The organism is Desulfobacca acetoxidans DSM 11109 (assembly GCF_000195295.1).
GTDB classification, from domain to species: domain Bacteria; phylum Desulfobacterota; class Desulfobaccia; order Desulfobaccales; family Desulfobaccaceae; genus Desulfobacca; species Desulfobacca acetoxidans.
Map to the genome: position 1 here is coordinate 3,130,001 of NC_015388.1, position 25,934 is coordinate 3,155,934.

Annotated in this window: 18 protein-coding genes, 3 rRNA genes and 2 other annotated features (1 of these 23 cut by a window edge); of the genes, 10 read left to right on the forward strand and 11 right to left on the reverse strand. The window is 49.1% G+C overall.

Annotated features, from left to right (window positions below):
* From DESAC_RS14150 to DESAC_RS14165, 4 genes are all read left to right on the forward strand, one after another.
* Positions 1-2,210 (forward strand): 23S ribosomal RNA (locus DESAC_RS14150); it begins 802 nt to the left of the window's first position.
* Between the two features lie 118 nt (positions 2,211-2,328).
* Positions 2,329-2,445 (forward strand): 5S ribosomal RNA (gene rrf / locus DESAC_RS14155).
* A gap of 196 nt (positions 2,446-2,641) precedes the next feature.
* Positions 2,642-2,863, forward strand: coding sequence for a hypothetical protein (locus tag DESAC_RS14160; protein ID WP_013707748.1), 222 nt, complete (start codon positions 2,642-2,644; stop codon positions 2,861-2,863).
* Positions 2,856-3,125, forward strand: coding sequence for a type II toxin-antitoxin system RelE/ParE family toxin (locus DESAC_RS14165; protein ID WP_013707749.1), 270 nt, complete (start codon positions 2,856-2,858; stop codon positions 3,123-3,125). The genes DESAC_RS14160 and DESAC_RS14165 overlap by 8 nt, the downstream gene beginning before the upstream one ends.
* A gap of 168 nt (positions 3,126-3,293) precedes the next feature.
* On the opposite strand, the gene DESAC_RS15510 is transcribed toward DESAC_RS14165, so the two are convergent.
* Positions 3,294-7,406, reverse strand: coding sequence for a PDDEXK-like endonuclease domain-containing protein (locus tag DESAC_RS15510; RefSeq protein ID WP_052301971.1), 4,113 nt, complete (start codon positions 7,404-7,406; stop codon positions 3,294-3,296).
* A gap of 194 nt (positions 7,407-7,600) precedes the next feature.
* Here DESAC_RS15510 and DESAC_RS14180 point away from each other — a divergent pair.
* Positions 7,601-9,033 (forward strand): IS3 family transposase gene (locus tag DESAC_RS14180; protein ID WP_148231318.1). Its coding sequence is split into 2 segments (ribosomal slippage): positions 7,601-7,964 and positions 7,964-9,033, totalling 1,434 coding nucleotides; the frame shifts between segments, so codons are not numbered across the junction.
* Here the strand turns inward: DESAC_RS14180 and DESAC_RS14185 are convergent.
* Positions 8,996-10,156: a translation initiation factor IF-2 N-terminal domain-containing protein gene (locus DESAC_RS14185; RefSeq protein ID WP_041284002.1), complete on the reverse strand. Its 1,161-nt coding sequence runs from the start codon at positions 10,154-10,156 to the stop codon at positions 8,996-8,998. The two genes, DESAC_RS14180 and DESAC_RS14185, sit on opposite strands and share 38 nt — an antisense overlap.
* A 178-nt stretch (positions 10,157-10,334) precedes the next feature.
* Between DESAC_RS14185 and DESAC_RS16690 the strand changes: the two genes are divergently transcribed.
* The 4 genes from DESAC_RS16690 (at position 10,335) to DESAC_RS16530 (ending at position 13,257) form a co-directional block, all read left to right on the forward strand.
* Positions 10,335-11,828: a transposase gene (locus DESAC_RS16690; protein WP_013707752.1), complete on the forward strand. Its 1,494-nt coding sequence runs from the start codon at positions 10,335-10,337 to the stop codon at positions 11,826-11,828.
* A gap of 289 nt (positions 11,829-12,117) precedes the next feature.
* Positions 12,118-12,221: a sequence feature (23S ribosomal RNA rRNA prediction is too short), on the forward strand.
* 19 nt (positions 12,222-12,240) lie between these two features.
* Positions 12,241-12,504: a sequence feature (23S ribosomal RNA rRNA prediction is too short), on the forward strand.
* A gap of 131 nt (positions 12,505-12,635) precedes the next feature.
* Positions 12,636-12,752, forward strand: a 5S ribosomal RNA gene (gene rrf / locus DESAC_RS14195).
* A gap of 102 nt (positions 12,753-12,854) precedes the next feature.
* Complete coding sequence (locus tag DESAC_RS14200; protein WP_013707754.1) at positions 12,855-13,076, forward strand: hypothetical protein; 222 nt, start codon at positions 12,855-12,857, stop codon at positions 13,074-13,076.
* Positions 13,069-13,257 carry a type II toxin-antitoxin system RelE/ParE family toxin gene (locus DESAC_RS16530; RefSeq protein WP_013707755.1) on the forward strand — a complete coding sequence of 63 codons (189 nt, stop codon included), beginning with the start codon at positions 13,069-13,071 and terminating at the stop codon, positions 13,255-13,257. Before DESAC_RS14200 ends, DESAC_RS16530 begins: the two co-directional genes overlap by 8 nt.
* A gap of 165 nt (positions 13,258-13,422) precedes the next feature.
* Here the strand turns inward: DESAC_RS16530 and DESAC_RS14210 are convergent, their stop codons facing one another.
* The 4 genes from DESAC_RS14210 to DESAC_RS14225 form a co-directional block, all read right to left on the reverse strand.
* Positions 13,423-15,324: a heavy metal translocating P-type ATPase gene (locus DESAC_RS14210; protein WP_013707756.1), complete on the reverse strand. Its 1,902-nt coding sequence runs from the start codon at positions 15,322-15,324 to the stop codon at positions 13,423-13,425.
* 209 nt (positions 15,325-15,533) lie between these two features.
* Positions 15,534-17,543 (reverse strand): heavy metal translocating P-type ATPase, encoded by a 2,010-nt coding sequence (locus DESAC_RS14215; RefSeq protein WP_013707757.1) that lies wholly within the window; start codon positions 17,541-17,543, stop codon positions 15,534-15,536.
* 11 nt (positions 17,544-17,554) lie between these two features.
* Positions 17,555-17,830 (reverse strand): metal-sensitive transcriptional regulator, encoded by a 276-nt coding sequence (locus DESAC_RS14220; RefSeq protein WP_013707758.1) that lies wholly within the window; start codon positions 17,828-17,830, stop codon positions 17,555-17,557.
* Between the two features lie 458 nt (positions 17,831-18,288).
* Entirely contained in the window at positions 18,289-19,041 is a 753-nt protein-coding gene (locus DESAC_RS14225) for an enoyl-CoA hydratase/isomerase family protein (RefSeq protein ID WP_013707759.1), read from the reverse strand.
* A 537-nt stretch (positions 19,042-19,578) separates the two neighbouring features.
* Between DESAC_RS14225 and lepA the strand changes: the two genes are divergently transcribed.
* Positions 19,579-21,378 carry a translation elongation factor 4 gene (gene lepA / locus DESAC_RS14230; protein ID WP_041284658.1) on the forward strand — a complete coding sequence of 600 codons (1,800 nt, stop codon included), beginning with the start codon at positions 19,579-19,581 and terminating at the stop codon, positions 21,376-21,378.
* Positions 21,379-21,457: 79 nt separating this feature from the next.
* Here the strand turns inward: lepA and DESAC_RS14235 are convergent, their stop codons facing one another.
* The 5 genes from DESAC_RS14235 to DESAC_RS14255 form a co-directional block, all read right to left on the reverse strand.
* The gene (locus tag DESAC_RS14235) at positions 21,458-22,366 is read right to left on the reverse strand and encodes a DNA-methyltransferase (protein WP_013707762.1); all 909 of its coding nucleotides are present in this window, start codon (positions 22,364-22,366) and stop codon (positions 21,458-21,460) included.
* Positions 22,367-22,654: 288 nt separating this feature from the next.
* Positions 22,655-22,912: a hypothetical protein gene (locus DESAC_RS14240; protein WP_013707763.1), complete on the reverse strand. Its 258-nt coding sequence runs from the start codon at positions 22,910-22,912 to the stop codon at positions 22,655-22,657.
* Positions 22,913-23,046: 134 nt separating this feature from the next.
* Positions 23,047-23,313: a type II toxin-antitoxin system RelE family toxin gene (locus tag DESAC_RS14245; protein WP_013707764.1), complete on the reverse strand. Its 267-nt coding sequence runs from the start codon at positions 23,311-23,313 to the stop codon at positions 23,047-23,049.
* Positions 23,310-23,573 carry a hypothetical protein gene (locus tag DESAC_RS14250; protein ID WP_013707765.1) on the reverse strand — a complete coding sequence of 88 codons (264 nt, stop codon included), beginning with the start codon at positions 23,571-23,573 and terminating at the stop codon, positions 23,310-23,312. Before DESAC_RS14250 ends, DESAC_RS14245 begins: the two co-directional genes overlap by 4 nt.
* Before the next feature lie 93 nt (positions 23,574-23,666).
* Positions 23,667-25,883, reverse strand: a complete 2,217-nt coding sequence (locus tag DESAC_RS14255) for a vitamin B12-dependent ribonucleotide reductase (RefSeq protein ID WP_013707766.1) — start codon at positions 25,881-25,883, stop codon at positions 23,667-23,669.
* Between the last annotated feature and the right edge of the window lie 51 nt (positions 25,884-25,934).

Here is a 25,934-nt window from a genome sequence, read left to right on the forward strand (position 1 = left end):
GTAAAGTCCGGGTAACACCGGATGGAGGCCCGAACCAGTTAACGTTGAAAAGTTATTGGATGAGCTGTGGATCGGAGTGAAAGGCTAATCAAACCCGGTAATAGCTGGTTCTCCCCGAAATATATTGAGGTATAGCCTCGCATGATGAGTAGCGGAGGTAGAGCACTGAATGGGCTAGGGGTCTCACAAGATTACCAAACCCAATCAAACTCCGAATGCCGCTAGCTTTAGTGCGGGAGTCAGTCTGCGGGTGATAAGATCCGTGGGCGAGAGGGAAAGATCCCAGATCGCCGGCTAAGGTCCCAAAATCTGTGCTAAGTGGGAAAGGATGTGGAAACGCCCAGACAGCCAGGAGGTTGGCTTAGAAGCAGCCATCCTTTAAAGAAAGCGTAATAGCTCACTGGTCGAGTGGGTCTGCGCCGAAAATTTAACGGGGCTCAAGCACAGTACCGAAGCCGCGGGATCAATGCCTGGCATTGATCGGTAGGGGAGCATTGTCGTAACCGTAGAAGGCATACCGTAAGGAGTGCTGGAGGACCGACAAGAGATTATGCTGACATGAGTAGCGATAAAGGGGGCGAGAAACCCCCTCGCCGTAAGCCTAAGGTTTCCTGGGTAAAGTTAATCTTCCCAGGGTTAGTCGATCCCTAAGCCGAGGCCGAAAGGCGTAGGTGATGGAAAGCAGGTTGATATTCCTGCACCACCTGGTGCGCAGTGACCGATGGAGGGACGCAGGAGGGTAGGCCATCCGGGTGTTGGACGTCCCGGTTCAAGCAGGTAGGCGGGAGATTTAGGCAAATCCGGATCTCCATAACGCCGAGAAGTGATGAGGAGGGCTTATGCCCGCAAACTGGCTGATCCCATACTGCCAAGAAAAGCTTCTAGGTAGTTCACTAGGTGATCGTACTGCAAACCGACACAGGTAGGCAGGGAGAGTATCCCAAGGCGCTTGAGAGAACCCTGGTTAAGGAACTCGGCAAAATGACACCGTAACTTCGGGAGAAGGTGTGCCCCCGGTAGGTGAAGGACTTCGCGTCCCGAGCCCAGGGGGGTTGCAGAGAAATGGGGGTGGCAACTGTTTACTAAAAACACAGGACTCTGCGAAGCCGCAAGGCGATGTATAGGGTCTGACGCCTGCCCGGTGCCGGAACGTTAAGGGGAGGAGTCATCTGGGCAACTGGAGAAGCTCTGAACCGAAGCGCCGGTAAACGGCGGCCGTAACTATAACGGTCCTAAGGTAGCGAAATTCCTTGTCGGGTAAGTTCCGACCTGCACGAATGGCGTAATGATTGCCCCGCTGTCTCAACCAGGGACTCAGCGAAATTGTATTCGCGGTGAAGATGCCGCGTTCCCGCAACTAGACGGAAAGACCCCGTGCACCTTTACTACAGCTTGGCATTGAATTTTGGGCTAACTTGTGTAGGATAGGTGGGAGGCTATGAAGTCCGGACGCTAGTCCGGATGGAGCCAACCTTGAAATACCACCCTGGTTAGTTTAGAGTTCTAACTCAGGCCCGTTATCCGGGTCGAGGACACTGCCTGGCGGGTAGTTTGACTGGGGCGGTCGCCTCCCAAAAGGTAACGGAGGCGCGCGAAGGTTCCCTCAGGCTGATTGGAAACCAGTCGTAGAGTGTAAAGGCATAAGGGAGCTTGACTGCGAGACCTACAAGTCGAGCAGGTACGAAAGTAGGCCTTAGTGATCCGGCGGTTCTGTATGGAAAGGCCGTCGCTCAACGGATAAAAGGTACGCCGGGGATAACAGGCTGATCTCCCCCAAGAGTTCACATCGACGGGGAGGTTTGGCACCTCGATGTCGGCTCATCGCATCCTGGGGCTGAAGCAGGTCCCAAGGGTTTGGCTGTTCGCCAATTAAAGCGGTACGTGAGCTGGGTTTAAAACGTCGTGAGACAGTTTGGTCCCTATCTGTTGCGGGCGTTGGAGATTTGAGAGGATCTGTCCTTAGTACGAGAGGACCGGGATGGACGAACCTCTGGTGTTCCAGTTGTGCCGCCAGGCGCAGCGCTGGGTAGCTATGTTCGGACCGGATAACCGCTGAAAGCATCTAAGCGGGAAACCGACCTCAAGATTAGATCTCCCGGGCCTTCGGGTCCCTAAAGGCCCCTCGAAGATCACGAGGTTGATAGGCCAGGTGTGTAAGCGCAGTAATGCGTTCAGCTAACTGGTACTAATAGGCCGTGCGGCTTGACCATATTTTTTCCTTTGTTTCTGGAATATCCCTGAATCTCTCTCTTCGCTTCACTTTTCAAGATTATTTGTAGCGGCGGGTTTCAGACCCTCCCCTACCGGTGTTTTGCAGGTCAACAAGTTTTCGGTGGCCATACCACGGGGGTCACACCCGATCCCATCCCGAACTCGGAAGTTAAGCCCCGTCGGGCCGATGATACTACGTGGGCAGCTGCGTGGGAAAGTAGGACGCCGCCGAAATTAATTTACAGACCCGGTCTGGCAACAGACCGGGTTTTTTTATGGTTTGACGTCCCATCTTCAATTTGTTATTTTGTACAATAAGATAAAATTGATTTAAGTGGGATCTTCCCGTTGAAACGATTGCCTGACAATGGCGCAGGGAAGATTTATAAGATTGTTGTATCCTATAAATTTTTGGAGAATCTATTGAATTATGGCAACGCCCAATCTCACATTTGATCATTTACTTACGGAATTCTCCCAGCTTTCCCTGGAAGATCAAGAAATGCTCCTGGACATCCTCAAAAAGCGCACCATTGAGCAAAAGAGAATGAAAATCGTCCAAGATGTCAAAGTAGCCCAAAGAGAGCACCGTAAGGGGCTGACGCGGAAAGGAACGGTGGATGATTTAGTCAGGGATATGGGAAGTGATTGAACTCGTTTGGGGCCCAAAATTTAAAAGGGTTTTGAAAAAGATGGTCAAACAAGACCCTGATTTAAAAGAAAAACTTATTGATTGTTTGAGATTATTTGTTGAAGAGCCCTTTCATCCATCTTTGAAAACACATAAATTGGGAGGCGCGCTCAAAGGCAATTTTGCCTTCTCTTTAGGTTATGATCTGCGGGTAGTCTTTCAATTTCTGGATAAAAACGAAGTTCTCCTGGAAACTATGGGCACACATGATGAAGTCTATTGATTATGGAGGAGCACAATCCCACCCCAAACTCGAAAGTTAAGCCCGTAGGGCCAACGATACTATGCGAGGAGTTGCAAGGGAAAGTAAGACGCCGCTGGAATCCGTTCTGAAGACAGACCGAGTTTTTTTATTAAGCATAAATACAAAATAGCAAAATTTGGATGAAGGCTACAATGGTGAAATATTCATCTCCGAGAGTTTAGTCCAAAGAGATTCTAAGGCCTGCTCTCGATTGCGATAGAACATGCTGCCTCTAATTCTCCAAAAATTCCACCCCGCCCTTTCCAAGATTCCTTGTCGTTCTCGATCCTCTTCCCATTTTTCGGGTCCGTGCCACTTGTCTCCATCACACTCCACGGCGAGTCGGTTGTTGATTCCATAAACTACCATGTCAATCCGGTGATGCCCCACTTTTATCTGGGGGCGCACTGCATATCCCCGGGATTTAATTAGCCTGTATACTTCTCTTTCAAATTCTGATTCGAAAAGAGATTCTACTTCTTGTGCGCTAGGTGCTGAAATATGGGGTTGAAGGAAGTAATTAAGAAGCTGAAAACGCATGCATTCCGAATTTCCAATATCTTTAAGATCAATGGAGTGGAAGAGCCACACCTGATCCTTGGCCCTGCTCGCTGCTACATTAAATCGCTGTTTATCAGCTGTTTGCGTCAGTGCCCGAAACCTCTGGTTTGTCGCTGCCACAAGAGACAAAAATATCACATGACGCTCGTCACCTTGGAAGGCATAGGCATCCCCGCAAATAATCCGGCGGTTAATAATTTCTCGTTCATCCAGATTATCTCTAATCATTTGTTCGATTAATTGTGCCTGGTCTTCCCCCAGGAGCGAAATTACCCCCATAGTTTTTCCAGAATATTGAGGGTTAGCACAGAGTTCCACTAACTTATCCACCAGAGCCTTAGCCTCTGGTTCATTAATTTTAGCAGTGCTTTCAGCTAAATATCCCTCCGGCACGAACACATTGACAATTGAGGGATCGAGGCGCTCCGATTCTTGAGGCATGCGTAGCGGGGTGATTTCCCCACCGTAGAATTGATAATTACTGAACTGAATAATTTCAGGAACACACCGGAAATGCTCTTTCAGCATCAATTGACCTGGGAATATAAGGCGTGACATATCATAAAGGCTGGTGCGAGGTTCAAAAAGGGCCTTTTGGGGAATATCCTGTAAAAAGCGCTCTTTTATCTGAATGACATCCGATCCAATCGCCCCTATGATCGTGGGACTGATTTGGTTGTGATCGCCTACGATAACTGCCTTTTGCCCCCGAAAAAGTGCGGAGAGTGAAAACAGGTCACATTGACTGCTTTCATCGACAATAACCACATCAAATTTAGCTTGCGGGACCTGCAAGTTTTCTATGACCCGATATAACGGCATGATCCAAACCGGGATTGCTTCTTGGCAAACTACCATCTCTTTTCTGGCCTGAAGACGCCAGTAGGGGGCGTATTTGCCGGTTCCTTTCCCTATCTTATTTTTAACAATGTGTAACCAAGCCGTTAGGCTCCTCCTTTGATTTTCTTTAATTCGATCAATCTGCCGAAGCCAGGTATTTTGAGCTACCAATTCTTCGATTAGTCGCTTTTCTTGATTATTTAAAACTTCGATTTCTTTTTGTAGCTCCTCCGGATTCATTTCCTGCTCTAATTTGATCAGCCAGCATTCAGCTCGTTTCAAAGTCCACGCCAGTTGCCAATCCACGGGGGAATTAAGCGGATTCCCGGCCCCCCCTTGCTGGGCTATATGAGAAACCCAACATGGGGTCAGCTTTGCCAACCTGTCAGATAATTGAGCATGTTCCTGAGATAAAGGTTCAAGCTCAACAAGTCTTTTGAGTTCGGCGTAAGCTGCTTTATATGATTCGATCTCCTTATATTTCAGAGCCAGACTAATTTTCCTATAACTTTCATGAGAAAATAAATCGCTGATTCCTTTTTCCATGGAATTGATTAAATTTAAATATGTTGCCTTGATCTCTTCCAGCCTTTCTTGAGTTGCATGTTTCAAACTTTTGAAATTATCAAATTCTATTTGCTTCTGTTCGAGATATAATAGATGCTCATAATTTTCTCGCCATCCATGCAAATCTCTCTCAACAAATGATCTAAACAAGTGTTTCCATATTTGGTGATATATTTCGAGAATTACTTTGCATTTTCCGCAAGACCAAGCCCCTGTTTTTTTGATATATTCTGGATTTATGCTATTTTTACTTCCACATTTTTTACAAACCACTATAGTCCCATTTGCTCTCTCTACTTCATTTGCCCCTTCTTCAAGATAATTTGAAAAACCAGTATATCTTTTTTCAAGGTCTTCCAAGTCAAAATTAGCCATATTCCACATAGCTAATTGCTTTAATTCGCCCCAACAATCTAGATGGGCACAATCTTCAAAAGTTAAAATAACACTACTTCCTAAAACAGCAGGTAATCTGTTCGACACACTCTCCGCCCACTCTAAAATTAGATTAATCCAATCCAAATTTGACCTAAACCAATTAGAAAGCCGTGGATGTTCTGAACTTGCCAATTCACCAACAATTGATCCAATAACATTGTTCCATTTTGTTACCAGTCTATTCAGATGCTCCTGACATTGAATATATTCAATCACCAATTCTATGTCTTTAAGGTCACTTGAAATATTACCATCAACAGTAATCTGATTAATAATCATCTGGTGCTTCTTCAAGAATAACTTATGAAAAAATTTTTTTACATAATTGGAAGTGAGTAATATCGTTTTATAGTATTGCAAATGATCAATTAATTTTGGCAAAGTAATTCCATCTGGCAATAGAATATTATGTTCTGACAATCGATGTTCAAGTTCGAGAATGTCTTGAAGTTTATTGGAGCAATCTGAGTAAAACCGTTTCCAATAATTTTTCTGATCTTCGCCAGCAAATGCGTCAGTAATGACCATTTGCATCCAGGATTCGGCGCGATGTAAGATATCTAATGATTTCCTTGAAATATCCATTAAATCATTGGCTTTTTCTCGATCCAGATTTAATCTTTTTAATTCCTCCTTTAAGCTTTTCAAAATATCTATTTGCTTTTTAAGTTCAGTTAATTGATGAAAATAATTTTCCAACTCTGCAAACCCTGGAACTTTCGCAGGATCAGGTCGTTTCAAGGCCAACTCTTTTAAAACCTCGGTCCATTTGGATTCTTGTTCCTGTAAGTCAGCTAATTCTTTTTCAGCCTCGTCTAAGTTATCGAAGAGAGTTTGCAGGTCAAAGGGAGTGGGCAAAGAATCTAAGGATGGTCTTTGCAGTGCCAATGCTTTCAAATCTTCTCTACGAAGCATTCCCTGCAAACGGAAAAGTCGGGATATTTCCTCACTTGAGAGTGGTGGCTGACAATCGGGAGGGAGCGGGTCGGGAAGCCAATTATGGTCTTGGTTCTCGCCAAGCCATCGGCTGACCTGCAAAGGGGTAAGTTTGCGATCATCGATTTCAAAAGTTTCTTGCTCCCGCTCAGCCATGAGCTTAATTTGGTTCTTGAATCTTGCGACCCTTTCTCGAATGTCGCCTAATATTTGGTTTAAACTATGGATTTTTCGCTCAAGCGAATCCCTATCAAGCGAAGCAAGTCTTTCGGATATCTGAGTGACAGCTTGCTCCATTTCATCAGCCGAACGTTTATCACTCCCTAATACACTCACGCATAATGGCTTAATTTCTTTTAATTTCTCGGCGATCATTTCTCCCAGGACACGCAAGGCGCGTTCACCCTGACTGGTAATCAGCACCCTTTTGCCGTGGGAAAGCAAATGGCAGATAAGATTGACGATGGTATGGCTTTTCCCTGTGCCAGGGGGACCTTGGACAACAACTCCATTATGAACGGCCAGCCTGCGCACAATTTCTTTTTGCTCTTCATTATAAGGCAAGGGGAAAAGCAGGTTTTCGCCTAATGAACGCCATCCATATCGGGTTTCTTCATTTACAACGGTAGGTTCTTCTTCAACTAATGGGCGGAGCGTAGGAGGGATTTCGTAACCCTGCTCCAGGGAGGCAATGATAGATTTAAATTCTTGCTCCCACAGGCGTCCCCGCCCCCTGCGAATAAAAAGCACCGGAGCATTGGTAACTAATGGATTCCCTGGCCGGTCGCTGGGATTGGCGATTAACTTATCTAAATCTATCTCCCCATTTGGATGGAGAGCGTGGGCAAATTGTTTCAGAAACGGCTCTATCAGTTCTCTATCCCATGGATCAATTTCCCCAGCGGCAGATTGTTCCATCTCCCCTCTGTGTCAATATAGCTGAGACACCCTCCCTGTGATAAATTACTGTAGGGCGGGGAGGGAAAAAAATGAAAGAAACCGGATCACCAAAGATGATGACATCCCCCAGGGAGGAGATGGCAGAGGCCCCGGAACGGAGACCAGGTGAGCGTAGCGAATCTGGTCGAAGTGGAGGGGCCTCTGCCAAGAAGCTGGCCGCTCCCAACCCTTGCCAGCCTGTGCTCGTTCCCAATCCTGAGGTGTTAGAAAAACCCATACGGCGTCGGTTCACGGCAGAATATAAGCTGCGCATTCTGCAAGAAGTTGACGCCTTAAGCGAGTCCGGCCAGCTAGGCGCCCTCTTGCGTCGGGAGGGGCTCTATTCCTCCAACCTCACTACCTGGCGCCGTCAGAGAGATAACGGCACCATCGAGGCGCTTAGTCCAAAAAAACGGGGCCGCAAATCTCGCCGGCAAGACCCGTTGATCCAGGAAAACGAGCAATTGCGCCGCCAAAATGAGCGCTTGGCTCGCCGCCTGAAAAAAGCCGAGGCGATCATCGATTTCCAAAAAAAAATCTCGGAGATCCTGGGGATCCCCCTGAGCCAGCCCGAATCAGAAGAGAACGATTCATGACGGCCGCCCAGTCTGCTCCGGAATTGGGGGTTTCAACTGCCTGCCAGGCTTTGGGACTGAGTCGTGCCACGTTTTATCGCCATCTTACTCCTCAAAGGCCCCAGGCTCAGATATCTTCCCCATTGCCGCATCACCGAGCCTTAGACCAGGGTGAACGTCAGGCGGTGCTCGATCTTCTCCATCAGGAACGATTCGTGGATAAAGCACCTCGGGAGGTCTATGCCACTCTCCTCGATGAAGGGGAATACCTGTGTTCGCCCAGTACCATGTATCGCCTTCTGAACCAGGAAGGCGAAGTGAAGGAACGACGCAATCAGCTGCGCCACCCGCCTTACCAGAAGCCCGAACTATTAGCTACCGGCCCCAACCAGGTGTGGTCTTGGGACATCACCAAGCTTTTAGGGCCGGTGAAATGGACCTATTTTTACCTGTATGTCATCCTGGATATCTTTAGCCGTTATGCCGTCGGCTGGATGGTGGCGCACCGGGAAAGCGCTGCTCTGGCCGAACGGCTGATCCGTGAGACCTGTGACAAACAGGGCATCGTGCCTGGACAACTTACGATCCATGCGGATCGGGGCTCCTCCATGAAGTCCAAGCCAGTGGCCTTATTACTGGCAGATTTAGGAGTTACCAAGACGCATAGCCGCCCGCATGTTTCCAACGACAACCCATTTTCAGAAAGCCAGTTTAAGACCCTGAAATACCGACCGGATTTTCCCAAACGATTCGGCTCGTTGGAAGATAGCCGGCTATTTTGTCAAACCTTTTTCGAGTGGTATAACACTGAACATCGTCATAGCAGCATCTCCTTGCTGACTCCGGAGACCGTGCATTACGGCCTCGCTGACGGTGTTCGGGCCGCCCGGCAGAAAGTACTCCAAGCAGCCTATGTCATGCATCCGGAACGCTTTGTCCGCAAACCTCCAGTCGCTCTCCCCCTACCCGAGGCCGTCTGGATAAATCCCCCCATCAAGAGCAAGGAGGGAAGCCTAACAGAGATACACTAATTATAGAACCCGGGTGTCTCAAAATCATTGACACATTCCGCTCCGCCAATAAAGAAACATTGGGAAGGTCTATCAGGGTAAGCATATCTGTTTCCAACCGAGTGACCCCCTCGGTTGGCGTTACGGAAAAAATTCCTCTTTCTGCCTCGAAATTAAGCTCCATTCTGGTGGTCAATACGGGGCGGCGAACATAAAAGTTCTTTACTACCCAAAGTAATAAGCCATGTCCCCAAACAAGCTCTATATCTTCCCCTTCTTTTTGGAAACGCTGGTAAGCGGCAAAAAGTTCCCCGTAAAACTTTTGAATCCGGGTCTTCGGTAATGCCTCTGCCGCCCAGGGTTCCCACTTTTTTAATCGCCACGTCTCCCATGCTGCAACCCGATCCAAGGAGTCTTCGAATTTGATCTCCTTTTTCGCTTCCAGTTCCTCCCATCTCCGGTATTTTTCGTCTAAGACTCCCTTTACTTGAGATATTGCGACTGAATCGGGAGTGGTCTGGCTCTCCAAATACTGCTTATCCTTCTCCAAGTCATCTATTCTCTCAGGGATTGCATCCAATTCTTCCTGTTCTTCGTTGGACAACCCTGAGACGGAGCTATGGTAAGAAGGATGCTTGGAAGGGTCCCGGCCATCCATGGCAATCCATTCTGCAAGAATAGAAGGAGGCTCAGGGTAAGGCGGTATCTGTTGCTTGTGAACTTCCAGCCAGGCATCCTTATTTTCAAGTCTGCCATCTTCACGCAAAAAACACCCAAAAGGAGAAAGGGGAAGATTAGCTTGCCACCAAGTCTTGTCTCCATATTCTTTAAGATCACGTTTCGGTGGGATTGCCAGGTTTTTAAGTTCTAACAAATATTTGAAGACTTGCTGGAGCTTGGCAATCAGGCTATTATCTGAACTTATTTTTGATTCGGTTATAGGGAGAGGATCAAATAAACTAGCTTGGGATTGGTTAAGAATTACTTCGGGCCAAATTTGTCGAAACTGCTTTACCGTTCGATCGTCTAAACCACTTAGATGATGAATGGACTCTAGACCCATTTTTTCCTTGAGAAAACGGGCAAGCTCTCCTGCATCCACTCCTAATTCTTTTGCCAGATCAAATACTCTAGTCTTAGACATATTTTTTAATCATTTCTATTTTTAGAGCATTTATAACTCTCGAAAAATTCTTCAATCTATGAATACTCTATTAAAGTCTGTTAAGAAAAATACAATATAATTAATTATATTATAGAGTTATGCATGGAAAGCTGGTATAATTGAGATGGTCGATCTTAATAAATACCAGGAGCTTTCCATGCAAGAAAAAGATATCAAGCGGATCGTGATTAAGCAACTCAAGATCAAATTTCCTTACTGGCGACGCCTTACCAAGAAACAGAAGAAAGCCTTGGTTGAAGAAGCGTTGCGCGATGTCATGGAAAATTACCAGCCAAGTCAAGCCATGCCTGTGTCGCTCCATGAGTTAACCAACACGCCGGTTCCCCCGGCAGGTATTATCCTATTGTCGGAGATGGGCAAATTTATCGAAAATCGTACTCGTGGCTTCTTGCCCTTTACCAAGCAGTATTCCCAACGATATCTCAATGATCGGGAACTCCGCCTGATTGACAGCCTGCTGGATGACCGGATACTCAACGACCTCCTGGCATGCCCGGGTTATACGCCGTCGATGCGGCAAATCTCCCCGGCTCACTTATTCCGGGCAGAACTCTTGAAAGCCTTACGGTATGCTGACCTGAGCTATCGGAAGTATTGCGATTTGCACGTCAACCGGTTAGAAAACAAATCCGTTCGCGCCTTTTTACATCTCCCCCTGCACAGGAAAATTATGGTGCATCACAGTCAATTGAGTCAATTCCGGAGCACTTTGACCATAACCCACTTGGTCAATCTGATGGTTTACATCACCCACCTTTTGGTTAAAGAGATCAACCTACCGTATCCATTCCAGATTTGCGGGGTTGATTCTACTGATCTGGCCAGTTCGTGCTGTCCGGTGCCCTTAGCAACGCTCACCGTGGGTCAGAAGAAGGTCCGTATTTACAATGAACTCGATGCCGATTGCGGCAAGCGACGGAAAAAGAGAAATAAATCAGAATACTTCGTCGGCTACCGGTTGCATAGCCTGAACGTTATTGCCCCGGACAGCGGCCACAACTATCCGCTGCTCTCTTTAGTGGCCCCCGCAAATCATCATGATAATCTTCTCCTCCCCCAACTTGTCGCCTTTGCCAAGGCGATGGGCCTGAATATACAGGTGATCACGGCTGATGCCGCCTATGGCGATGCCGAACAGAACCAGCAGATAAAAAAAGAGTATGGCGTGACGGTAGTCACCTCTCCCAGCCAGAAGGTCAAGACCCCAGAGCATGTAGACCCTGATCGGCGTCACGTCTTTATGGACGAATATTGTGAAACCCCCATGCGTTATCTCGGAACCACCGACACCGGGCACGAGTTTGGCTGTGACGCCCAGACTAACGAATGTTTTCGGGCTCCGCTTTGCCCCCAATGCCGAGAAATACCTTTTGATTCCGGACAATTTGGCCAACTTCCGGATATCTTCGAGGGAGTCGACCAGATCCGCAAGCTTCGCAAGCATATGGAAAGATCGTACAATCTGTTCAAGCATGGCGCTGGCTTAGAACGCTTACGCCTGAAATCACAGCAGAGTGTGATGGCCGCCGTAACTTTTGCGCAATTGGCCACCGGACTCATGGAAATTGCCAGGCACCACCAATCGTCAGAAAAGAAGCATCGACCCAAGCAATTGCAGTTGGCGGCCTAAGACGCCAAACCAATCAAAATAAAGCATTCAAAAGAGCTGGCATGACCTCTTGGTGGAAACCTATATTCTTGGGCTTTGATAACCTGATAAAAAAAGCCATGAAAATTTTAAGTCTGGGTTTTTTCATACCAAAAGATTGATGCCAACTCGTTGAGTTGCCAAAATTTGCTTTAAAAAACACGCCGCTCAATTTTGAACCTTATTTCTGGAGATACTTTTAAACAGGCTTTTTTAAACAGGCTTTAATATATTAAATATTGCAACATCTCTAGATTACACATCTTATTATACGCAGGCTCATCGCATCCTGGGGCTGAAGCAGGTCCCAAGGGTTTGGCTGTTCGCCAATTAAAGCGGTACGTGAGCTGGGTTTAAAACGTCGTGAGACAGTTTGGTCCCTATCTGTTGCGGGCGTTGGAGATTTGAGAGGATCTGTCCTTAGTACGAGAGGACCGGGATGGACGAACCTCTGGTGTTCCAGTTGTGCCGCCAGGCGCAGCGCTGGGTAGCTATGTTCGGACCGGATAACCGCTGAAAGCATCTAAGCGGGAAACCGACCTCAAGATTAGATCTCCCGGGCCTTCGGGTCCCTAAAGGCCCCTCGAAGATCACGAGGTTGATAGGCCAGGTGTGTAAGCGCAGTAATGCGTTCAGCTAACTGGTACTAATAGGCCGTGCGGCTTGACCATATTTTTTCCTTTGTTTCTGGAATATCCCTGAATCTCTCTCTTCGCTTCACTTTTCAAGATTATTTGTAGCGGCGGGTTTCAGACCCTCCCCTACCGGTGTTTTGCAGGTCAACAAGTTTTCGGTGGCCATACCACGGGGGTCACACCCGATCCCATCCCGAACTCGGAAGTTAAGCCCCGTCGGGCCGATGATACTACGTGGGCAGCTGCGTGGGAAAGTAGGACGCCGCCGAAATTAATTTACAGACCCGGTCTGGCAACAGACCGGGTTTTTTTTATGGTTTGCAATTTTTACGAGTCATGATTAAATGGCATTATATTCTATGCGGAGGAAGCCATGGTTGCGACGCAATCTGATCTGGACCAGATTTTAGATAAAATAGCCTCCTTATCTCTTGACGATGAGGAGATGTTATTACATATCATCAGACAGCGTCATATTGAACGAAAACGGGATCAAATTCTCAAAGATTCCCGTGAAACCATGCGGGCCTACAATAAGGATTTAGTAAAACGGGGATCAGTATCTGACTTAATGAAGGATTTAGAGAGTGATTAATCTGGTCTGGCATAAAAGCTTTATCAGGGATTTTAAAAAGACCAGAAGGAAATATCCTGAAATCACCGAAAAATTAGAGAAGGCTTTAAAAATATTCGTCAATGATCCATACCACCCTATTCTTGGCACCCATAAGCTCTCAGGAAAGTTGAAGGGTCATTATGCCTTTGGTTTAGGATAGCATTTGCGGGTGGTATTTAAATTTATTCATGAGGACGTGGTGTTAATATCCATAGGAACGCACGAAGAAGTTTATTGATCCCTCGTCCAGAAGTTGGAGGTTGAGCCCCGTCGGGCCGATGATACGACGTGGGCAGCTGCGTGGGCAAGGAGGACGCCGTCGAATTTAATTTTTATGCCCGGTCTGGCAACAGACCGGGTTTTTTTTGGGTTGGCAAATTATATCTGTCAAGATTCTCATGCGAACCAACCGGGCGGAATTGAGTACGACCAGTACTGAACTGATATGATGAAACAGGGCCGCCAGCCATGGGCTTAGAAGCCCTCCTGTTGCCAGCGCAATCCCGGCTACATTAAAACCGATGGCCCAGGCGTAATTCTGCTTGATAACCCGGATAAGTTTCTTACCTGTTTGGAAAATGCTCAACAGACAAGTGGCGTCATCACGCAATATGATGATATCGGAAGATTTAATGGCCAGGTCAGCTTTGGTGCGGCCGATGGAAACTCCCACATCTGCTGCCGCAAGCGCGGTGGCGTCGTTGACGCCGTCACCAACCATCACCGTAAGCCCTTGGGCGCCAAGCTCTTTTACGAGCGATATCTTGTCATCAGGCTTCAAACCCCAGTAATAGCCGTCTGCTCCGATGAGTTGGGCCACACGTCGCGCTTCGGCTTCCTCATTGTCTCCGGTTGCCAGCACGACATTTTTTAGGCCAAAGGCATGAAGCGCTTTGCCAAGCCCCCCGGCATATTCTCTAAGCTCGTCTTGGATGACGACAGCCCCCACAACTTCGCCATCAATTCCGATCCAGGTGGCCCGTCCCTTAAGATCAATCTCCGAGGGCACGGTCATGCCTAATGCCTTGACTGTTTTGGTCGATCCCAAGACTACCTCGCGCCCTTGGACAAATGACTTGATGCCAAGACCGGGAAGGTATTCGGAGCCTTCTGCCTTTAGCGGCCGCACCCCTTTGGCAGAGGCGTAAGATATGATCGCATTGGCAATGGGATGGTTAAAACCAGATTCAACTGAAGCGATGATCCGAAGCAATTCATCAGAAGATGCCCCGAAGGACTCAATCCCAACCACTTTCGGCTCGGCCAGGGTGACCGTGCCGGTTTTATCGAGAACCACGGAAGACGCTTGCCCCGCAATCTCCAAAGGAGTGCCGCCGCGCACTAAAATGCCGCGGCCGCTCAGACTGCCGATGGCTGCGGCAAAGGCCGTGGGCACAGACAGCGCCCAGGCGCAGGGACATGCTACCGCGGTCACGGCGGCCATACGAATGAGACCTGCAGCAACATCGCCGGTTAGGACGCCGGTGAAGAGAAACACGCCGATTGCATACAGGACTACACCGGAGATGAAAAACTGAACAATCGTATCGGCTTTTCGTTGAATCTTGGGCTTAACTTTCAATGATGCCTCAATTTCTTTAGCTATCACATAGAGGAACCCCTTGTCGCCGGGTTTGGTGGCCCGGACATTCAACTGCGAAGTAAGGCTGATGGCCCCCGAGGTAACACGATCGCCGGTCATCTTGAAAACCGAAAACGGCTCACCGGTGATCACGGATTCGTCGATGGAGGAAGCACCTTCTACAATCTCCCCGTCCACCGGTATCATCTCACCTTGCGCTACAATGACCGTATCACCTTGACAAACCTGTTCGACGGGCAATTCCATGATCTTTTCGTTTCTGACGACCCGGACAAGTCTGCGCCTCTCTTTCGTAAGAGCCTCAATTTTGCTTCGGGTCCTTTCGATAATGTAAAAGGAAATGGCAAGACCCATACTGATAAACCATGCTACGAGTGCACCGCTTAACGGTTGTCCGGCAAGTAACGAAACTACCATAACTGTTACAACTAGCAGATCCGCTGTTACCCTCTTGGTTTGGGTTAGTGCCGTAACCAACGATTTCGCGTACATGGCGAAACAGATACAATAGAAAACCAGGCCGAACCACTTGAGCGGCGCCATACCAGTCCAATTATGAACGGCGAAACCTAGGACGGCCATAAGTGCCACTATCATTCTAATCACAAAAGCCTTTGCGGACATGTGATTCTCCTGTTGATCTTAGTCTATCAAGTTTTCACGGCGCCTCTCAAGACCAAACCATTATCTGCGCGTGGAGGGCGCAGGCATTCCACCCCTGGCGGACGGCATGGGCAAACGCCATTGTGAATAAGAAATCTTCCCTCCGTTTACGGGGAGATAAGAGAAGGGTTAAGCATATTATTCTACTGAACTATCAGAATACTGAACTATTACCGCGGTTTAATTTTAGAACTGGAATTTCGTACATTGTCGGGATACATTGCCAGGCTGGCTGATGCCATAACGACCAAAACACTTCCTAGATTATGGGTTATGGCAGCCATGATCGGGGTTAACCATCCCATGCCGCTGGCCAGGACCGCCATGGCGTTAAAGGTCAATCCAAAAATGATATTGGCCTTGATAATGCCAAGCATTCTTCGAGAAAGTCGAATCAGCCAAGGCAATCGTGAGATATCATCGTGGGTGAGGGCTATATCTGCCGTTTCCAGAGCAACATCGGTCCCGGCGGCGCCCATGGCCACACCGATTTGTGAAGTTGCGAGAGCCGGGGCGTCGTTGATGCCGTCGCCAATAAACATTACCGGCAAATTCTGTAGTTGATAGGTTTTGATGATAGCCACTTTGTCCTGAGGTTTTAAGTTTGCGTAAACCTTGTCAATATTAACCGACAGGGCAATGCGTCTAGCCGAATTTTCGTGATCACCGGATACAATCGCTACCTCATCGATCCCAAGATTTTTAAACTCCTGGATGGTTGGACCCGCCGCCGGTCGAATCTTATCCGTCACCCCGAATAATCCAACAGGTTGCTGATCCCGTAAAACGACAAGCGGGGTAATGCCGAGCGAAATTGACCTGTCCACATACTCTTGGAGAGGCCGGGAAAATGCCATGGTGCTCGCACAAGCTGAGGCGTTACCGACCTCAATCATTGAACCGGCAACCATGGCCCGAACACCAAGCCCGATCTCATGAAAAGCGTTTTCCGCGCCGCTGACTACCACCTTGGCATAATGGGCTGCCTTAATAATCGCCCGAGCCAACGGGTGGGTGCAATGCTGCTCGGCGCTTGCCGCATAGGAGAGAACGTCTTCTTTGGTGAGTCCTTCAGAGGAGATGATCTCCACCACCCTCGGCTCTCCCAGTGTTAAGGTTCCGGTCTTATCAAAAAGGACCGCCTTGGTAAATGCCGCCTGTTCAAGGTACTGCCCTCCCTTCACGAGTACTCCCGCCTTGGCGGCCCGGCCCAATGCCGCCACCGTTGCCGTGGGAGCCGCCAAAATCAAGGCGCAGGGACAACCGACGATTAGAACGGCAATGGCCCGGCTGAGATCGCCCGTGAGTATCCAGGCAACGCTGGCGCACAACAGGATTACGGGCGTAAACCACCGGGCATATCGATCGATCAGTCTAACGGTTTGAGGCCGGTACAATTCGGCCTCACTAACCAACTTGATGATCTGGCCCAACGTGGTATCGCTCCCCACCTTGAGGGCTTTGGCTGTCAGCACGCCGTTGTAATTCAGGGTGCCGGCCAGGATGGTGTCGCCGGCCAGTTTGTCTAGGGGCAATGATTCCCCGGTCATAATCGATTCATCTACCGCCGAAACACCCGAAATGATAACCGCGTCGACGGGAACACGTTCCCCCGGTTTGACAAGGATGTGGTCCCCGACCCTCAGGTCTTCGATGGGAACCAGAAGTTCTTTGTCGTCTCTCACAACAGTGGCGGTGTGCGGCGAAATCCGAATCAAAAATTTAATGGCTCGGCGAGCCGAATCACTGGTCGCTTCTTCGATCAAGCCACCGATGGTCATCACAAAACTTACCACCGCGGCGGCTAAAAACTCTCCCTGGATCAGACTGGCGATGATGGCGAGGCTGACAAGTTCATCGACGTTAACGGTGCGTTCAGCCAACCCCTTGATGGCCCCCCAAATAATGGGCAGACCATTAATGGCAACTGAAAACAGAGCAAGGACAATCCCGTAGACGCTCGGAGACCGGCTGTCAAAACCGACGCTGGCGCTGCCCAACAGTTTTCTTATCGCAGTTGTAATCGGGAGAAATAGGTCTTCATGAATCCAAGGAGACAGGCTGCTGTAGTCGACGATGTAACTGGCCAACGCCAACAATCCGGCACTGAAGGCGATACAAAAATCACGCGACCTGAACAGTTCCTGATAAACCCCCAACTTTGCAAAACGCCCGATCATCTGACAGCCTCCTATTTACTGAACTTATTAAAAATATCGACAACTTCCGCTATCAGTTCCGACTCGTGGTCCTGATTTCGAATCGCATTCGCAACGCAACCTTTCAGATGATCTTCTAAAATAATCGCGCCCAACGACCTCAAGGCGCCTCCCGCGGCTGCTATCTGTTTTAACACCTGCATGCAGTCTTGATTCTCTTCTACCATTTTCTTGAGACCGCGTATCTGTCCCTCAATTCGATTTATCCGCGCAATCAATTTGGGATGATCATCACCACACAGGGCCATCTTACCCTCCCTTATACACATACTCAGTATATGTATATTGAATACTCCTGCCGGTGTCAAGGACTATTTCTAAAAATGGCGTCCCCTCGGCTTTGGAATCTCTGCCCGGTATGGGGGGGTCTTCCATTACCCGATCAATTTCGGAAAATTGACATAATCCGAATCAATAATGATTATAGGATGATGGATGAGTTGCACAATTCGGTTCGACCAAGCACCCATCGCCGTGGCACAGGCCTCTGGCCTGTGCACCCAGGCTGGAAGCCTGTGCCACTGACTGGCTGGAAAAAACAGGACGCCGCGACATTCCCATCGGTCCGACACAAGGCTGGGGGTCAAGGCCTAAGCGGTGATCGGGTTTCTTGATGTCGCCAGAGGTTAACTATTGTCAAATTATACTAATCAATGACAGCCACTTCAAAAAGCAATTCGCTATCCCGTCGTTATTGCTGCCCCGTCTACTCATGGATTTGAATCTGCTTTAATTTTTCCCGGGTGGCGGGGGAGTACCAGATATCCAAAAATTCCTGGATCGATGCCGCTTCATAGGGTTGCATGGCCTCGACATGAGGCCGCCGCAACAGCTTTTTGAGACTGGCAAAGGCCGTGGTGTCTTGTTCCGCCAATTCCATTGCTTCCAACCGGGATACCGGGATGATATCCGCTTCTTCCACGACCTGATCGACCAGGCCCATGGCCAAGGCGGCTTCGGCACTATACATCTCCCCGCTGAAGAGCATGGCCTGCGCCTGCCGGGAGCCTACCCAATATTGCAACTGGGCCATAATACTGGGGAACACCGTGGACCCAAAGGTAATCTCATTTAAGGAAATCTTGGCTTTGCCGGATACCATGATGCGGGCATCGCCGGCAATGGCCAAAACACAGCCCCCGGCAATGGTATGGCCATTTAAGGCCACCACGAGGGGTTTAGGGAAGAGAAACAAATCGTTGCAAAAACGGGAGAAACGCTGGATATAGGCCTCGAAGGCGTTTCGCGGATAGCTGATAAATTCTGGAATATCAAAGCCGAAGGAAAAGAATTTACCGCTTCCGGTCAGAATGACAGCCTTCACTGAGGAGTCAGCTTTGAGGTCTTGAAAAGCCTGCTGCAGCTCTCCCACCATCAACTCATTGAGGGCATTGACTTTCCCCCGCTGCATGCAAACCGTGGCAATGCCGTTTCCCACCGTTGACGTCACCCAGCTCATATCTTCCTCCTTTTTGCCAGGTCCTTGCTGTTAGAAAAAAGCATCAGCGCGGAGATGGGTTGAATAGATAATTTCTTGGGTCTTTGTGTTCAGGATGACAACTTGGGATAACCCTTCCTAAAAAGCTGATTATCACTCCTTGGAGGAGTTTATAGAATCACCCAAGAAGTCTGCCGGACCCTAATGATAACAATTATTTTCTCGATTCTGCTTTACAGACCTCCTGAAGTTCACCAAGGCCCGGGGGGCAATTTTCATTGACAATCTTCAAAGCGAGAGATTACCATTCGATAACTGACATGACAAGGTAGGGGAAACATTGATGCCGGCGAAGAAGAAACCTAAGCAAACGGCCAGTGCCATGTTACCGCTCAGGTTTGCCGAATACCTGCCTCGGAATAAATGTGAGCATCTGATGAAGTATTGTGTTACAATATGCCATAAACCGAATTCTCCCCGTCTGATCAATGGGTTGAGGTAATTTTATTGTATCAGATTCTTGGAGTTTTCGGACTTTTTTTCACTCAGTTAATTCATATGCCCAATATTCGCAATTTTAGCATCATAGCCCATATCGATCACGGCAAGTCCACTCTGGCCGACCGTTTGATCCAGCACACCGGCATGGTGGGAGAGCGGGAATTCCGGGATCAGCTCCTCGATACCATGGACATCGAACGGGAGCGGGGGATTACGATTAAGAGCAATACCATCACCCTACCCTATAAGGCCAAGGATGGGGAGCAGTATGCCCTCAATCTCATCGATACCCCCGGACATGTGGATTTTTCCTACGAAGTGAGCCGGGCCCTGGCCTCCTGCGAGGGGGTCCTCCTGGTAGTGGACGCCTCCCAGGGAGTGCAGGCCCAGACCCTGGCCAATCTCTATCTGGCCATGGAGCATGATCTGGCCATCATTCCGGTAATCAACAAGATCGACCTGCCCTCGGCGGACGTTAACATGGTCAAGGAGCAGATCGACCAAGAGCTGGGTCTGGACCCGGAGCTGGCCATTCTGTGTTCTGCCAAGGAGGGGATCGGCATCGAAGCCGTCCTGGACGCCATTGTGGCTCAGATCCCGCCCCCTCAAGGTGATCGCGGCAGACCACTTTCGGCTCTCATCTTTGACGCCTACTATGATCCTTACCGGGGGGTCATAGTTAGTTTTCGGGTGTTTGACGGCGTCCTCAAGGCTGGCGACCTGGTCCGCTTCATGTTTCATAACGCGGTTTATAAGGTGGAGGAAGTAGGTCTCTTTCGATTACAGCGGCAGCCGTCGCCCGAACTGGCCGCCGGTATGGTGGGCTATCTCATCGCCGGCATCAAGACCGTTGCCGATACCCGGGTGGGCGACACCATCACCCTGGACGCCAACCCTGCAGCGGCGCCCCTACCCGGCTTTAAAGAGGTGAAGCCTGTAGTATTCTCCTCCCTCTATCCGGTTGCCTCAGATGACTATCAGTCCCTGGCCGAGGCCCTGGAAAAATATAAGCTCAACGATGCCGCCCTGGTCTATACCAAGGACTCCTCCGCCGCTTTAGGTCAGGGTTTCCGCTGCGGCTTCCTCGGGTTGCTGCACCTGGACATCGTCCAGGAACGTCTGGAGCGTGAGTATAATCAGTCTTTGATCATGACCACCCCCAGTGTCCGCTATAAGTTTCAGTTGACCGATGGCAGTGAGGCAGCTATTGACAATCCGCAGTTCTATCCCGATCCCGTGCGTATTCAGAAGGCCTTCGAACCCTTTATTCGGGCGGCGCTCATCATCCCGGAGCGTTATATGGGCGCAGTCATGAAGCTCTGTCTGGAACGACGGGGGGTCAATTCCACTTTCAGCTACCCGTCTCCTGGGCGGATTGAAATCACCATTGAGTTGCCTCTGGCCGAAGTGGTTTTTGACTTTTATGACCGACTCAAGACCGTTACCCAGGGCTATGGGTCCTTTGATTATGAGCTTATCGATTACCGGGAGAGCGACCTCGTGAAGTTGGACATATTGGTGAATAGTGAGAAGGTAGATGCTCTCTCTACTATCGTCTTCAAAGACAAGGCTCGGGAGTGGGGGGTGCGCATCTGCGACCGGCTCAAGGAGGAAATTCCCCGGCAGCAGTTTAAAATTGCCATCCAGGGGGCCGTCGGCGGCAAGATCATCTCACGTTCCACTATCTCCGCCTTTCGCAAAGACGTTACCGCCAAATGCTATGGCGGCGACATTACCCGCAAACGCAAGCTCCTTGAAAAACAGAAGAAAGGCAAAAAGCGGATGAAGATGGTCGGCAATATCATGATTCCTCAGAGCGCCTTTGTGGCGGTACTCCGGAGTGAGACGGAGGATTGATTATTTTTTGGGGTTCGGTTACCAACCTAACCAATAAGAATGATCCACTTTATGAATTGATTACAAGTGGTAAATACTACTATGCAAGTTTATGCTTGGCAGGTTTAATTTTGTACAATTCATGATCTTCTTGAACTGAAGAAGCGCTGCTCATCGAAGCTTTTTCAAATATTAAATTGGTCCGTGAAAAAAGATCGGTATTTTCGACTTTCAGGTATTTTGCTGCAAGCTTACAATAATCCGGATCGACTTCTATACCAATGCTGTTACGTTTAGTTCTCATAGCGGCAATCATGGTTGTTCCTGAGCCACAAAATGGATCAAGAACCGTATCATTGACAAATGAGAACATCCGGATAAGTCGGGTGGCCAGTTCCAAGGGGAAGGGCGCCGGATGATGCCTGGTAGAGGCACCGGGAATATGCCAGATCTGCTTAAACCATTGATTAAATTTTTCTTTTGATATTTTGCTTTCATTCCTTTGGTAATCCGATGGTTTTCGGTATCCTCCGGGTTTTCGCTGCATGAGGATAAATTCCATATCGTTTTTTATTATCGCATTAGGTTCATACGGTTTACCTAAGAACTTGGAACCGTTGGCGACTTCATAAGAGGCATTGGCAATCTTATGCCAAATGATGGGGTTAAGATTGTCGAAGCCGATCTTCCGACATGTAACACAAATATCGGCATGAAGCGGGAAAACCAGGTGCCTGCCAAAAGCGCGCCTGGCCACGCAGACGTCACCAACGACGCAGACAAGTCGGCCGCCGGGTACAAAAACCCGAAAAACCTGCCTCCAGACTTTTTCAAGCTCGTTAAGAAAGGTTTCATAATTTTTAAAATGTCCCAATTGGTCCGGATTCTCATTATAATGTTTGAGATTCCAATATGGCGGAGAGGTGACGACGAGATGTATAGATTCATCTTCCAAGAAAGATAAATCTCGAGCGTCACCATTGATCAGTCTGTGGAATGGAGACACCATCGTTTATAGACAAGAAGCCACATGGGCAGCTAAGACTTTCCCCGCCTTGCTCCTGTTTCCTCTTTTGTTCAGAGCGGGTCTGCCAGTAGCGGCTGACTGCTTCGGAGATGAGAATGGGCAGATTTAACATAAATTAGAAATGCCTATGTTCTGACGCAGGAGACGCCGCGCTTTTCCGGATTAAGCATTCGGATTCCAAGGAATAAGGTTGCCAAGCTCAGCTTGGCGCATAAGTTGGGTTCCCAAGCATAAATTGTGAATCAGAGCAAAAGTTTAATGGCGATTATTTTACTCCCTTCCAAGCCGAAGACCCAAATGCCGCTGGAAAATATTTTTCAGGCGTCCCTCCCACCCACCATTACCGTAATCAAAAGCGTAACGCGGAATTTTTTCCAAGTCTTGCATAGTTAGTGTCAGATCGCCCGTAGCACGGTTTGTATTTTTTTGCAAGTGAATAAGGAAACTCTGATAACCGCCATCATGTCGGGTCGTAGGGTCTTGACGGAATAGAATATCCCTCTCTGTTTGATTGAGTATGATTTGCATAAAGAACCTCCAAGATCCATAGACTTTGTATAACAGTGTTTATACAATCTAGAGAGGAAAACTATGGGTTTGATCCATAATTTTAAAAATTAATCATCAACTACACCGCAAAAACCCACAGGCCCGGCAGCAATTTATAATTTGCGGTACGCTTTCCCTCTAGGTTGAATGGTGACAATATAAATATTGGACGATGATTCTTGGATTTCATAGATAATGCGCCAGTCGCCGAACCGGGAGTAGCGCTGGCCAACGACCATAATGAGTGGTTTGGATACGTTTGGGGAAAGCGGGTCGAGGGCCAATTCGTCAATCCGGGCCTGCAAGCGCTTTTTGGTTGTCTGGTCGAGATTTTTTAGGATCTTGGCGGCCCGGTGCGATAATTCGGCGCCATACCTCACAGATTGTTTTCCTTCTTAAAGTCAGTCCACAAGACCGTTTCTCCCCGGCGGATTTCCTCCAAGCCGGCTTGAATATCGGCCAGATCCTCGGGTGAAAATACTTCTTCTTCGAAGTATTCCTGGTTGTAAAGAATCTCGATAAATCTCACCAATAAATCGCGATTTTGGCCCATAACAATCGCCTCAACCTTTTTCATGAGATTTTCGAGATATTGCGGGGTCAAGGTTTCCTTCAGACTCGCTTCACTATCTAATGCCATATTAGCCCCCAAGTCTGACGATGTAATAACACATTAGATTTTATCAGGAAAACTCCAAAGACGGGAGGCGCGGCACTTTTCCGCCCGTGCTCTTTAGCTACACCGCGAAAACCCACAGGCCCGGCAGACGATGCAGCCGCCTTCGTGCTCGACGGCGCCGCCGCAGTCGGGGCAGGACCCCATGGCGACTCCCTCTTCTTTTTCCGCGGCCAGATTTACTTCGGCCACCCCGGCCAGGACTTTGGAGATGGCATCCGGGCAGGAGAGCACCTGGCCGCCGTTGGACCAATGGGGATTGGGGCAGCGGATGCCGCTGATCTGTTTGATGATGGCGTCCAATTTGACGCCGGCCCGCAAGGCCAGGGAGATGAGCCGACCGGTGGATTCAATCTGAGAAGAGGCGCAGCCGCCGGTTTTGCCCATCTGAGCAAAGACTTCGCAAAATCCCAGGTCATCTTTATTCACGGTAACGTAGAGTTTGCCGCAGCCGGTATTGATCACTTCAGTGACGCCGGTGGTGCGAGCGGGCCTCGGTCGAGGGGCGATATATTGTTTTTCGGGCGGTTTTTCCTGGCCAAAGCTCAGCACCTGCTGGTCGCGGCTGCGGTCGCGGTAGATGGTGATGCCCTTCAAACCTAGTTCGTAGGCCAAAAGATAGACCTGGCGGACGTCTTCGGGAGAGGCGGAGGCCGGGAAGTTGACGGTCTTGGAGACAGCATTGTCGGTGTACTTTTGAAAGGCCGCCTGAATCCGTACATGCCATTGGGGGGTGATGTCGTGCGCCGTAACAAACAGGCGTCGGATGTCCTTGGGGATTTCCTTCAGATCCCGGATAGAACCGGTTTGGGCAATCTGCCGCATCAATTCGCCGTTGTAAAACCCGCGGCGGCGGGCCACATCCTCAAAGTAGGGATGCACCTCCAGTAATTCGGCGCCGTCCAGTACCCGGCGGACGAAAGAGATGCCAAACAGGGGTTCGATGCCACTGGAACACCCGGCGATGATGCTGATAGTGCCGGTGGGAGCAATCGTGGTGGTGGTGGCGTTCCGCATCCGACCCTTGCCATTGCCGGTATCGTAGATGCTCCCGGGAAAATTGGGAAAATTGCCCCGCTTCTCGGCCAACTCGGCAGAGGCGGCCTTTGATTCCCGTTGAATGAATGACATCACCTCCTCCGCCACCTTCACGGCCGCTTCGGAATTGTAGGAGATGCCCAGATAGAGCAGCATATCTGCAAAACCCATAACGCCCAAACCGATCTTTCGATTTTTCATGGTCGCTTCCTCAATCTGCGGCAGTGGGAAGCGGTTGGCGTCGATGACGTTGTCCAGAAAGTGCACCGAAGCCCAGACAACCTCTTTTAGGGTAGCGAAGTTGACGGCCCCGTTTTTGACCATCTGGGCTAGATTGATAGAACCGAGATTACAGGATTCATAGGGCAGGAGAGGCTGTTCCCCGCATGGATTGGTGGACTCAATGAGACCAACGTGGGGAATAGGATTGCCGCGGTTGACCTGATCAAGAAAGATAAGGCCGGGTTCGCCGGTTGACCAGGCGCTCTGCACAATGAGGTCAAAGAGAACCGCAGCCTTGACCGAGCGCACCGGCTGCTGGGTCCGGGGATTGAGCAGGGCAAAGTCCTCGCCGTTGATTACAGCCTGCATGAAGGCGTCAGTGACGGCCACCGAAATATTGAAGTTCGTTAATTTATCGGTTTGGTTTTTACAGGTGATGAACTTTTCGATATCGGGGTGATCCACTCTGAGAATTGCCATATTGGCCCCCCGCCGGGTCCCCCCCTGTTTAATGGTTTCAGTGGCCACATCAAAGATATTCATGAAAGAAATGGGCCCTGAGGCCACGCCTTTGGTGGAGAGCACCCGGTCATTTTCAGGCCGGATGCGCGAGAACGAAAAACCCGTACCCCCGCCACTCTTATGGATCAAGGCGGTATTCTTGATGGCGTCAAAGATACTGCTGATATCGTCATCCACCGGCAGCACAAAACAGGCGGATAACTGCCCCAACTCGCGGCCGGCATTCATCAGAGTAGGAGAATTGGGCATAAAAGATCTAGACGCCATGAGATGGTAAAAACACCGCGTCGTTTCTTCAATATCAGCCTCCGGGTCGTAGCAGCGGTCAACCTCCGCTATGGTTTTGGCCACCCGCAAAAACATATCGACCGGCTGTTCACAGACGTCACCGTGGTCGTCCTTTTTTAGATATCTTTTTTTCAGGACCGTCACGGCGTTGGGAGTCAAGAAAATATCTTCCGACAATAGTGATGTCACCAAACCTGCCTCCATGGCCACCTCCTCGCGAACTATTTGCTAACCGGGTATGGATAGAATCGATAT